This window comes from Deltaproteobacteria bacterium, assembly GCA_009930495.1.
Classification (GTDB): domain Bacteria; phylum Desulfobacterota; class Desulfovibrionia; order Desulfovibrionales; family Desulfomicrobiaceae; genus Desulfomicrobium.
In genome coordinates this window covers 1-10828 of record RZYB01000088.1, presented here as the reverse complement: position 1 = coordinate 10828, position 10828 = coordinate 1, and the positions used below count along the sequence as shown (strand labels likewise).

Genomic DNA, 10828 nt, shown 5'->3' with positions numbered 1-10828 from the left:
TCCACCGGAATGACCATCTTGGCGTAGTATTCGGGCGAACCGAGGCCATAGATGCAGGACACCGAAGCCACGATGAGCACGTCGCGCCGGGTCAGCAGGGCGTGGGTCGCGGCGTGGCGGAGCTTGTCGATATCCTCGTTGATGGCCGAATCCTTCTCGATGTAGGTGTCCGAGTGCGGGAGATAGGCTTCCGGCTGGTAATAGTCGTAATAACTGACGAAATACTCCACGGCATTACGCGGAAAAAGACCTTTGAACTCGTTGTAGAGCTGGGCGGCCAGGGTTTTGTTGGGGGCCATGACCAGGGCCGGACGATTCAATTCGGCCACGACCTGGGCCATGGTGAAGGTCTTGCCCGACCCGGTCACGCCCAAAAGCACCTGGTCGCGCACGCCCTGGCGCACCCCGGCGCAGATCTGGGCAATGGCCTGGGGCTGGTCGCCGCGCGGGACATAGTCGGACACGAGTTCGAAAGCGGATGACATAAAGGCCTGGACGTCCCGGCTGGATTATTTGGGCCGGATGCCCAGGACATTGGGCACGGGCCAGAAATTCTTGTTGCTGCCCTGGAAAAAATCGGACCTGTACTCCCCAACCCAGCGGCCGGTGAAGCCGGAAGCATCGACATACATGGCCGCGTCGGCCCCGCCCTCGACATACATGGCCCCGACCAGATCCAGAGGCAGATCAAGCAGGGCCTGGGCAAATTCGCGCATGGACACGCCGGTCCGACAATGAATGAAAAGCACCCGGCCGTCCTGGTCCATGCCGATGGCTGCGGCCGAATGGCGGGGTTCGTCCTGGGTCCACAAATTCTGCCGATCGTGGCTGATGAGACGATAGTTCTGGATCGCGCCCTGATATTGCTCGATAACGGCCTGCCAATCCGGGTCCTGTTTGCGGTCCACCCAGCGCACCCGCGGCAGGGCCGGGTCCTTGGGACCAAAAAGCAGAAACGCGCCATAGCCGGGATGGACGAAGTCGTTCACCATCAGGTCTCCGTCGCGCATGTATCCGGTGGCGCGCAGGCGGTCGTCGGCCCGGAACATGCCGGCGTTGATGGCCGCCGTGAAGCCCAATCGACGCGACCATTGACCCACGGTCAGCATGGTTCCCGTTTCCAGAGCGCTGCCCAGGCTGAACGCGTAACACGCCGGATTGATGCGCAACACGGCCAGCACGCCCTGCTCGCCGGACAGATCGCCAACCCGGTCCGGCATCAGAAATTCCCGCAATTCCAGGCCCGGAGCCAAAGACCGCCACTCCTCGGCGCGAACCGGCCCGACCGTCGCGGTCAAAAGAAAAAGGGCAATTACCACACGCAGGCAGCGGACAATCATAACAAACTCTGGCTCCACGCATCCATCACAAGGAATGATTCCAGACTTTTTCACAGAAGCGGAATCATTTCAAGCAGTACGAATCAGGAACCATTGCTGGCCCTGGCAAATCATGGTAGATTCGCCGTCAACCTGGAATCATAATGGAGGATGACATGGAGATCATTCGTCAGGACGACCGATCGAATCCGCCCTGTCCACGCGGCCTTGTCGCCACGGTCCGCATCCGGTGCTTCAAGGGCCGCAAGGACGTGGTCGTGCATCTCTTCCGGCCGTCCTGGGACCCCTCGGAAGGGGGGACATACCCCTGGGACGACCTGATCAGCTCGGACCACGAGCCGATCACGCCGCGCGGCAACAGCCGGGATGTCATTTTGGAATCCTTCACCCGCGACGAACTGGAGATGGTGGTCCGGTATCTGGCGCGGCGCTACGCGGACAGACTGACGCACGTGACCACCAACGCCCTGGAGTTCCCGCTTCCAGCCGGCTTGCTTTCCCTGGGCTCCATGCCCGAGGGCAAGGACATGGGCCGTATCCGCTTCGAGATCGTCCCCGGCTACCCGCTGCCCTTTCCCGTGCACGGCTTTTACGATCTGAGCCAGCACAAACCCATGGACCAGGGCGACTGCGAGGACTAGACCGTCCCTTCCTGCTCGAACCGTTGCCGCAGCAACCGAAACAGGGCCCGGCCCTGCTTGGACGGCTTGGCGGCGGCCTTTTCCTCGGCGGCCACGCGAACCATCCGCCGCAGTTGCGGCCGGTCCAGGTCGAAGCGTTGGGCCAATTCCTCCAGCAGGGCGTCATCGCCGGCGATCAGGGCATCCCGCCACTGCTCGATCTGGTGAAAATCCTCGGCCTGCCGAAAGCGCAGCTGATCCAGGTCGTCCAGGGCCTGCTGGATGGGCTCGGCGTCCAGCCTGCGCATGACCGTGCCGATAAACTGCAGATGCCGCCGCCGTGCCTCCTTGTCCTTCAGGGTATGATAAAAACGCAAGGCCTCGAGCAAATCCTCGGACAGGTCCATGCGGGCCAACTGGTCCGGAGTCAGTTCCAACAGTTTTTCGCCCAGCTTCTGCAACGCGAGCATGTCCCGCTTGCGTTGGGATTTACTCGGCTTCGAGTATTCCTCGTCCTCGTCGTAACCATGCACGAATTCAGTCATTGTTTCTCGATATGGGGCGCGGGGCCAAGGCACGGCACTCCAGGCTGCCGTGACGCAAGGACCAGCGTCCACATTGGGTCGGGGTTTTAAGAGCGGCCTCCAGCCGGGCCGTGAATTCGAGGCGCGAGACCTCGAACCCGCCAAAATTGACCATGTGCGGCGTGGTCTGCTGGCAGTCCAAAAGCGTATAGTCCGAGGAGTTCAAAGCGCGGATCAAGGTCACGAACGCGGCCTTGGAGGCGTTGGGCTGGACATAAAACATGGATTCGCCAAAAAACGCCCGGCCCATGGCCACGCCATACAGCCCGCCGACAAGTTGGTCATCCTGCCAGGCCTCGATGCTGTGGGCGAATCCCAATTCGTGCAGGCGGCAATAGGCGGCGTGCATTTCCGGCACGATCCAGGTGCCCATGGCCCCGCGCCGGGGAGACCGGGCACAAGCCGTGATGACCCGCTCGAAGGCCGTGTCCAGGGTAAACCGGAACACGCCCTGGCGCAGAATGCGCTCCAACCGGGCCGGGACATGAACCCGATGGGGTTCCAGGATCAATCGGGGCTCCGGGCTCCACCACAGGATGGGAGAATTGGCGTTGTACCAGGGAAAAATCCCCAGGCCATAGCCGATGAGCAGCCGCCGGGGAGACAGATCCCCGCCAACGGCCAGCAAGCCGTCGGCGTCGGCATGGGCCGGGTCCGGAAAAAGCGGTTCCGGAGGCAGGGCAAAGACCGTCATGGGTTCAGCGCGGCCGGTAGACGAAATCCAGGGCGCCTTCCCACAGGCCGATCTCGACAGCGCCGCCGCCGGCCAACTCGCCGAAAAGAATCTTGTCGGCCAGCACGTCCTTGACGTCCTTCTGGATGAGCCGCCCCAAGGGTCGGGCGCCAAAGGCCGGGTCAAAGCCCTTCTTGGCCAGCCAGGCGCGGGCCTCCGGGGAAAGGGTCACGACCACGTTCTTGGCCGCCAGCTGGGCGCCCAATTCGGCCATGAACTTGTCCACGATCCGCTCCATGATCTCCTGGGTCAGGGAATGGAAGGGCACGATGGCGTCCAGGCGATTGCGGAACTCCGGGCTGAACAGCTTCTCGATGGCGGCCATGCCGCGCGAGGCCCGATCCTCCTCGGCCCCGGCCTTGAAGCCGATGGCGTTGCCGCTCATCTCGCGGGCACCGGCATTGGAGGTCATGAGCAGGATGACGTTGCGGAAATCCGACTTGCGGCCGTTGTTGTCGGTCAGGGTGGCGTGGTCCATGACCTGGAGCAGAATGGAAAACATGTCCATGTGCGCCTTCTCTATCTCGTCCAAAAGGAGCACGCAGTGCGGGGTCTTGCGGATGGCGTCCGTCAGAAGGCCGCCCTGCTCGAAGCCGACATAACCGGGAGGCGCCCCGATAAGCCGGGCCACGGCGTGCTTTTCCATGTACTCGCTCATGTCGAAACGGACAAAGGCCACGCCCAGGCAGGCCGCCAACTGTTTGGCCAGTTCGGTCTTGCCCACGCCCGTGGGGCCGGTCAGCAAAAAGGAGCCCACGGGCCGTTCGGCGTTGCCCAAACCGGCCCGGGAACGCTTGATGGCCTTGGCCAGCATCTCCACGGCTTCCTGCTGGCCAAAAACCTGGGCGCCCAGATCCTCTTCCAGCCGGGCCAGACGGTCCCGGTCCGAGGCACTGACGCGGGAACTGGGAATACGGGCCATGCGCGCCACGACTTCCTCGATGTCCTTGCGGGTGACGGACTTGCGCCGGCCTTTCTCGCCGGACAACACAAAAATGGCTCCGGCCTCGTCGATGACGTCGATGGCCTTGTCCGGCAGGCAGCGATCGTTCAGATGCCGGGCCGACAGCTCCACGGCGGCGGCGATGGCCGAGGGTTGATATTTGACGCCGTGGAAGGCCTCGTAATGCGGTTTGAGGCCCATGAGGATCTTCTCGCTCTCGGCCACGCTGGGTTCGACGATGTCGATCTTCTGAAAGCGCCGGGACAGGGCGCGGTCCTTCTCGAAATGGTTTTTGTATTCCTCGTAGGTGGTGGAGCCGATGCACCGCAGCTCGCCCGAGGCCAGAACAGGCTTGAGAATGTTCGAGGCGTCCATGGAACCGCCGCTGGTGGAGCCGGCGCCGACAATGGTGTGGATTTCATCGATGCACAGGATGGCGCCGGGAATGGCCTTGAGCTCGCCAATGATGCCCTTGAGCCGGGCCTCGAAATCGCCCCGGTATTTGGTTCCGGCCAGAAGAGACCCCATGTCCAGGGCAAAAATACGGGCCTCTCGGAACTGCTCCGGCACCTCGCCCAGGGCGATTTTCAGAGCCAGTCCCTCGGCCACGGCGGTCTTGCCGACGCCGGGATCCCCAACGAAAACAGGGTTGTTCTTCTTGCGCCGGGCCAGCACCTGCAAGGTGCGCTTGAGTTCCTCCTCGCGCCCGACCAAGGGGTCGATTTTCCCTTCCTTGGCCCGCGCCACCAGGTCCACCGTGTATCTTTCCAGAGCGCCCTGCTTGGACGAGTCCTTGGTGTCGGCCTCTTCGGAACCGCCGCCCTCGGGCACTTGATGGGAAATGAACTCCAGGACGTTCAGCCGGGTCAGGCCCTGGGCCTTGAGATAATACACGGCGAAGGCGTCTTCCTCCTCCAGCATGGCGGCCAGGAAATCCCCGGCCTGAACCCTGGATTTCCCGGCGGACTGGATATGCAGAATGGCCCGCTGCATGGCCCGCTGCACGCTGACCGTCTGCACGATTTCGTGTTCCGGACGAGGATTGACCTCGAGGTGGTCCATGAAAAACTGAACCAGCTGCTTGCGCAGACGGTCCAGATCGATGCCGCATCCCCGCAGGATGGCCTGCCCATGGGCATCCAGGGTATAACTGTAGAGCAGATGCTCCAGGGTCAGGAATTCGTGTTGCCGCAGCTTCACTTCCCGCACCGCGTTGCCAATGATTCTCTCCAGATCCTTGCTCAGCATTCACACCTCTTCCATGGAACAGCGCAGGGGAAAGGATCGCTTGCGGGCCATCTGGTGCACCAGTTGCACCTTGGTCTCGGCCACCTCGGCGGTATAGATCCCGCAGAGGCCAATGCCTTTCTCGTGAACGCTCATCATCACGACAAAAGCCTCGTCCTCGGTCTTGTTGAAGACCTTCATGAGCACCTCGACCACGAAATCCATGGTCGTGTAGTCATCGTTGTGCAGCAATACCTTGTATTGCTTCGGCTCCCGCAGCTCATCCTCGACGATGATATCCGGGTTCAATCCCGGGTCCGTGAACTGGTCGCTCATTTCCCGCTCCCTTTGTGTCCACGGGGATTATTCATCGTCGCCAAATTCCTCGATCCAGGCTTGCAGGATTTCCACCACCTGCTTGGCCTGCTTGACCGAGGAAATGTTGAACTTGGACTGGGGCGAAAAGCGACCATTGCGCTTCTGGTAGCGCCCCACCCGGAACTTGACCGGTCCGAATTCCTCCGATCCCCTGGCCACCTCCTGGTAGGCGAACATCACCGTGGACCAGGAGCCACGGGACAAAACCTCTTTCTTCAGTTCCTTGACCTTCTGGACCCCGTCCTCGTCGGTCCAGTCTATGGAAATATCGTCAATGGTTTCAGCCATGAATGCTCCTCGTTATGAAATATCGTCGCGCCTCGAAAGCCGTCCACATCCACGGGGGCGGCCCCGTTCCAAGGCGGCAGGCAACTATTAATGCCCAGCCAAGCAAAAGCAAGCATGAAGCGCGTCCATGGGACCTGCCAAAGCCATCCACAAAAATATTCAATCATTCCAAAGACTCATTGGCGACAAAATTTCCCCCCTACCTTTTCAGCCTGAAATGGATTACCCGGGGTCTCATCTTTCGACCCCATGTCCAATTCTCCAACGCACACAAGGAGTGTCCCATGTCTTTGAAAGTCGTGATCATCGGCGGCGTGGCCCTGGGCCCCAAGGCCGCCTGCAGGATAAAGCGTGTCAACCCCGACGCGGAGGTGACCCTGGTCGACGCCAGCAAGCTCATTTCCTACGGCGGCTGCGGCATCCCGTACTATGTGTCCGGCGATGTCAGCGAGCATACCCAGCTCCAGGAAACCAGTTTTCACATGGTCCGGGACGAGGAGTTTTTCAGGGTCTGCAAGCACTTCACGGTCATTACCGAAACCCGGGCCCTGTCCATCGACCGCAAGGCCAAAACCGTGCTGGTCCGGGCCAAGGACGGCACCGAATCCACCCTGCCCTACGACAAGCTGGTCCTGGGCACGGGCAGCAGGCCCCGCGTCCTGCCCATTCCCGGCACGAATCTCGCCAATGTCTTCACCGTGACCACGCTGGAGGAGGCCATCCGGGTCAAGGAGCAGGTTTCCGGCGGTGGCGTGGCCTCGGCGGTCATTGTCGGGGCCGGGTTCATCGGCCTGGAAATGGCCGAGGCCCTGTCCGACATGTGGGACATCCGGACCACCGTGGTCGAGGTGGCGGATCAGGTCATGCCCGGCTTCATCAGCCCGACCATGGCCCAAATCGTGGAAAAGCACCTGGACGACAACGCGGTCACGGTGCGCACCTCGGAAATGGTCCAGGCCATCGAGGGTGAAAACGGCAAGGTCACCCGCGTGGTGACCAACAAGGGCACCATCGACGCCGATCTGGTCATTCTGTCCGTGGGCGTGATTCCCAACGACGAGCTGGCCCGCGCGGCCGGCCTGACCTGCGCCGAACGCGGCGGCGTCGTCGTTTCCAAGACCATGCAGACCTCGGACCCGGACATCTACGCCGGCGGTGACTGCGTGGTTGTCGAAAACCTCATCACCGGCAAGCACGGCTACTATCCCCTGGGGTCCCTGGCCAACCGCCAGGGCCGGGTCATCGGCACCAATGTCGCCGGCGGCCGCGAAACCTTTGACGGCGTCGTGGGCACCTTCATTCTCAAGGTCTTCGAATACGGCTTCGGCGGCGTGGGTTTGTCCCTGCCCGTGGCCCTGCGCGAAGGTTACGACGCCTTCAGCACCCAGGTCCTGCAGTTCGACCACTCCCACTTCTATCCCAAAAAGGACATGATCAGCCTGGAAATCGTGGTCGACCGACCCACGGGCCGCGTCCTTGGCGTCCAGGGCTCGGGCACCAACGGCGACTCCCTCAAGGACCGCATCGACGCCGTGGCCGCTGTCATCAAATTCCGCCCGACCCTGCGCGATATCGCCAACATGGAGCTGGCCTACGCACCGCCCTTTGGCTCGGCCATGGACGTGCTCAACGCGGCGGCCAACGCGGCCGAAAACATCCTGTCCGGACGCTGCACGCCCGTCCAGCCCGACGAATTCGCCGAACTCTGGAAAAACCGGGTTCAGGAAAACCTGCTCTGCGTCGATGTCCGGGAATGGGGCAACGCCGAACCCTATGTCGGCAAGCACCCGGAATTCTGGCGGAACATTCCCCAGGGGCAGGTCCGCGCCCGGCTCGCGGAAGTTCCCCGCGACAAAAAAATCGTGCTTCTGTGCAACACCGGCGGCCGGTCCTACGAGGCCCAGGTCTCCCTGCGTCACGCGGGATTCACCAACGTTCTCAACCTTCAGGGCGGCATGGGCTTCATCAAGCAAACCGGCTTCGACCCGAGCCAGGACGACTAACCGACGGGCCGACCTCCGGGTCGGCCTTTTTTTTCACGGAGGACCCCATGATCAGACTGCTGACCATCCTTGCCCTGCTCTGCCCCGCGAGCCTGTGGGCCGCGCCCCGGCAGGTGACCCTGTTCCCCGCCTCGGCCCAGATCGAGGACCGCGTCGTTGTCGCCGCCACGACTGGCACCGAAGGTCAGGAATGCACCCTGATCCTGCCGGGCCAGGCCGATCCGGCCACCCTGCGCCTTGGTGCCCTGCCCGCGGCTTCATCCATCACGGGCGTGAGCTGGACCAGCCGTCAGGAAAAAGATCAGGCCGCCCTGGCGCCGCTCAACGCGCGCCTGAAGGAATTATCCGCGACCCGCGATGGCGTCGCGGCGGAACTTGAAGGCGTGCGCGGCCGCCTGGCCTTCTGGCAGGCCCAGACCAAACCCGCGGAACAGTCCGTGGCCGCGCTGCGGGAACTGGCCGCCGAGCTGCATGCAGCCGTGCGCCAGGACACGGCCCGATCCCAGGAACTCGGACACACGCTGGCCGACCTGGACAAGGACATCGCCCAGGTCAACGACGCGATCAAGCGCATCGCCGGACAGGAACGGACGGTCTGGGACGTGCGCCTGCGCTTCGCGAACCAAGCGCCCAAGGAGTTGTCCTATTCCTACACCATGACCGATTGCGGCTGGAGCCCGCTGTACCGCCTGGACGCCCGGCCGGCCGAAAACCGCATCGATTTTTCCTGGCAGGCCAAGGTCTGGCAGCGCTCCGGCCAGGACTGGTCCGACACGCGCCTCTTCCTGGCCACCATCCAGCCCACGTCCCAGACCACTCCGCCGGACCTGCCGCCCTGGGAAATCCGGCCCATGAACCTCATGCCCCGCAAGGCCATGGCCGCGCCGGCCATGATGGACATGAAGGCCGAGGTTCTGGCCTCGGCCCCGGCGCCCATGGAAAACCGCCGCGCCACCCATGCCGTCTGGGACATGGGGCAACGCGCCCTACCCGCCGGTGAAACCCGGAGCCTGGAAATCGAACGCGCGGCCTGGCCGGCCGTGTTCACGCACCTGATCCGTCCAAGTCTCGACCCCAAGGCCTTTTTGCGGGCCGAGACGACTTTCGCCCAGCCCAGGGAAATGCCCACCGGCACGGCCATGTTCCTGGTGGATGGCGCCATGCTCGATCAACGGCAATTTTCCCTCGCCGGCCGCGATGGGGACTTCTTTTTCGGAACCAACCCGCTGCTGACCTGCGAGGTCACGCTCTTGGACAAAAAAACCGGCGAAAAGGGTTTGTTCGGCCGCAAGCAATCTTTTGCCTGGGACTGGAACCTGAAAGTCCGCAACACGGCCACCTATCCGGCAACCATCCGCGTCGAGGAGCCCAGACCACAAATCCGGGACGAGCGCATTGTGCTGACCCTGGCCGCCACGCCCAAACCCGAGGACGATCCCAACCCCGAGGTTCTGGCCTGGAACGCCACCGTTCCCGCCGGCGCGGACAGTCTGTTCCACGTCCAGGTCGCCCTGGAAGCCCCGGACGATCTGCGCATTGATCCCGGCTGGCGCTGGTGACGCCCCTGTCTCCGGCAAGCCCCTGTCCGGCTTGCCGGAGACAACATCGCAATCCGGACCGTTCCCCGCGCCCGGCGTTCTCGCGATACCATCCACGCGCCGTCAAAACCCAGGCGCGCCCGCCTCGTGGACAAGCGTTCTCCACAATTCGCAAATACAATTCCCCGCCACGACCCTGGCCTGGACCTCAAAAAATACTTGAGCACGCGCGCTTTTAAGGCGAACGTCTGCCGCGCCCGTGGCCCGCGCCCGACGCGGCCAGGGAGCCTCACGAGGACACCACATGGAATCACCCGCCACGAGACCCGCCGGGCACGATATCGACGGGTCCCAAGCCACGGAACAACGGCCTGGAACCCAAAACCAGATGAATCCAGCATGGAACGGCGAGACCCGCGCCCGCCTGATCCGGACCGCCGAGCAGGCTCTGGGCCGCGATCTGTCCGGCCGCGATCCGTCCCAGGTGGACGAGGCCCTGACCCGACGCGCGCATGAATCCGGCCTAAACGCCCAGGACTACGCCGCGCGCCTTGAAACCGACCCCGCCGAGGCGATCCTGTTCTGGCAAATCTTGAATAATTCCCACAGCGTGTTTTTCCGCAATCCCCTGACGTTCGCCCTGCTCGAACAATTCGCCCTGCCGGCCCTGCTCCAGAAAAAGGACCGGGATGGACAGGAAACACGGGTCTGGTCGGCGGGATGCGCGGCCGGGCAGGAAGCCTACTCCCTAGCCATTCTCCTGTGGGAGCTGAGCGCCACCAGAAATCACGCGTCACGGGTTCGAATTTTCGCCACGGACCACTGTGCCCTGAACCTGACCCGGGCCCGACGCGGCTTCTTTGATCGCAACGATGTTCAAAACGTCCGTCTGTGCCATCTGCGGGCCCATTTTTCCCGAAAAGAGAAACACTATGTCATCGGTCCGGCGGTGCGTCCCCTGGTTGATTTTTCCGAGCACGACCTGCTCGACGCCCGGACCCCACGCCCCCAGGCCAGCATTTTCGGTGAATTCGACCTCATCGCATGCTGCAATGTGCTCCTGCACTACCGCCCGGACATTCGGCGCCTGATCCTGGGCCGTCTGCACGCGGCCCTGGCGCCCCACGGCTTCCTGGTCGTCGACGAGGCCGAACGGGACTGGGTCACCCCATCC

11 protein-coding genes are annotated in these 10828 nt (G+C 62.9%); 4 read left to right on the top strand and 7 right to left on the bottom strand.

Annotation, left to right across the window (positions count from 1 at the left end):
- Both EOL86_08575 and EOL86_08570 read right to left on the bottom strand, forming a co-directional pair.
- Positions 1-485: DEAD/DEAH box helicase (locus tag EOL86_08575; protein ID NCD25629.1), on the bottom strand; the 485-nt coding region annotated here is incomplete at its 3' end.
- Positions 486-509: 24 nt separating this feature from the next.
- Complete coding sequence (locus EOL86_08570) at positions 510-1340, bottom strand: phosphodiester glycosidase family protein (protein NCD25628.1); 831 nt, start codon at positions 1338-1340, stop codon at positions 510-512.
- A 155-nt stretch (positions 1341-1495) separates the two neighbouring features.
- Here EOL86_08570 and EOL86_08565 point away from each other — a divergent pair, with 155 nt between their 5' ends.
- The gene (locus EOL86_08565; GenBank protein ID NCD25627.1) at positions 1496-1981 is read left to right on the top strand and encodes a hypothetical protein; all 486 of its coding nucleotides are present in this window, start codon (positions 1496-1498) and stop codon (positions 1979-1981) included.
- On the opposite strand, the gene EOL86_08560 is transcribed toward EOL86_08565, so the two are convergent.
- From EOL86_08560 to EOL86_08540, 5 genes are read right to left on the bottom strand one after another with little or no spacing between them, the layout of a single operon-like run.
- Entirely contained in the window at positions 1978-2505 is a 528-nt protein-coding gene (locus tag EOL86_08560; protein NCD25626.1) for a DUF615 domain-containing protein, read from the bottom strand. The genes EOL86_08565 and EOL86_08560 overlap by 4 nt on opposite strands.
- On the bottom strand, positions 2498-3238 hold the full coding sequence (locus EOL86_08555; GenBank protein NCD25625.1) for a leucyl/phenylalanyl-tRNA--protein transferase: 741 nt from the start codon (positions 3236-3238) through the stop codon (positions 2498-2500). The genes EOL86_08560 and EOL86_08555 overlap by 8 nt, the downstream gene beginning before the upstream one ends.
- A gap of 4 nt (positions 3239-3242) precedes the next feature.
- Complete coding sequence (gene clpA, locus EOL86_08550) at positions 3243-5468, bottom strand: ATP-dependent Clp protease ATP-binding subunit ClpA (protein NCD25624.1); 2226 nt, start codon at positions 5466-5468, stop codon at positions 3243-3245.
- On the bottom strand, positions 5469-5783 hold the full coding sequence (locus tag EOL86_08545; protein ID NCD25623.1) for an ATP-dependent Clp protease adaptor ClpS: 315 nt from the start codon (positions 5781-5783) through the stop codon (positions 5469-5471).
- Positions 5784-5810: 27 nt separating this feature from the next.
- Positions 5811-6113 (bottom strand): hypothetical protein, encoded by a 303-nt coding sequence (locus EOL86_08540; GenBank protein NCD25622.1) that lies wholly within the window; start codon positions 6111-6113, stop codon positions 5811-5813.
- A gap of 284 nt (positions 6114-6397) precedes the next feature.
- On the opposite strand from EOL86_08540, the gene EOL86_08535 reads away from it, so the two are divergent.
- The 3 genes from EOL86_08535 to EOL86_08525 form a co-directional block, all read left to right on the top strand.
- Positions 6398-8116 (top strand): pyridine nucleotide-disulfide oxidoreductase, encoded by a 1719-nt coding sequence (locus EOL86_08535; protein ID NCD25621.1) that lies wholly within the window; start codon positions 6398-6400, stop codon positions 8114-8116.
- A 47-nt stretch (positions 8117-8163) separates the two neighbouring features.
- Entirely contained in the window at positions 8164-9675 is a 1512-nt protein-coding gene (locus EOL86_08530; protein ID NCD25620.1) for a mucoidy inhibitor MuiA family protein, read from the top strand.
- Between the two features lie 283 nt (positions 9676-9958).
- On the top strand, positions 9959-10828 hold an 870-nt coding region (locus EOL86_08525; protein ID NCD25619.1), incomplete at its 3' end, for a hypothetical protein.

Bases quoted from the DNA above. Each gene is read 5' to 3' on its own strand.
- EOL86_08570 (NCD25628.1), bottom strand. From the start codon at position 1,340: ATGATTGTCCGCTGCCTGCGTGTGGTAATTGCCCTTTTTCTTTTGACC.
- EOL86_08565 (NCD25627.1), top strand. From the start codon at position 1,496: ATGGAGATCATTCGTCAGGACGACCGATCGAATCCGCCCTGTCCACGC.
- EOL86_08560 (NCD25626.1), bottom strand. From the start codon at position 2,505: ATGACTGAATTCGTGCATGGTTACGACGAGGACGAGGAATACTCGAAG.
- EOL86_08555 (NCD25625.1), bottom strand. From the start codon at position 3,238: ATGACGGTCTTTGCCCTGCCTCCGGAACCGCTTTTTCCGGACCCGGCC.
- clpA (NCD25624.1), bottom strand. From the start codon at position 5,468: ATGCTGAGCAAGGATCTGGAGAGAATCATTGGCAACGCGGTGCGGGAA.
- EOL86_08545 (NCD25623.1), bottom strand. From the start codon at position 5,783: ATGAGCGACCAGTTCACGGACCCGGGATTGAACCCGGATATCATCGTC.
- EOL86_08540 (NCD25622.1), bottom strand. From the start codon at position 6,113: ATGGCTGAAACCATTGACGATATTTCCATAGACTGGACCGACGAGGAC.
- EOL86_08535 (NCD25621.1), top strand. From the start codon at position 6,398: ATGTCTTTGAAAGTCGTGATCATCGGCGGCGTGGCCCTGGGCCCCAAG.
- EOL86_08530 (NCD25620.1), top strand. From the start codon at position 8,164: ATGATCAGACTGCTGACCATCCTTGCCCTGCTCTGCCCCGCGAGCCTG.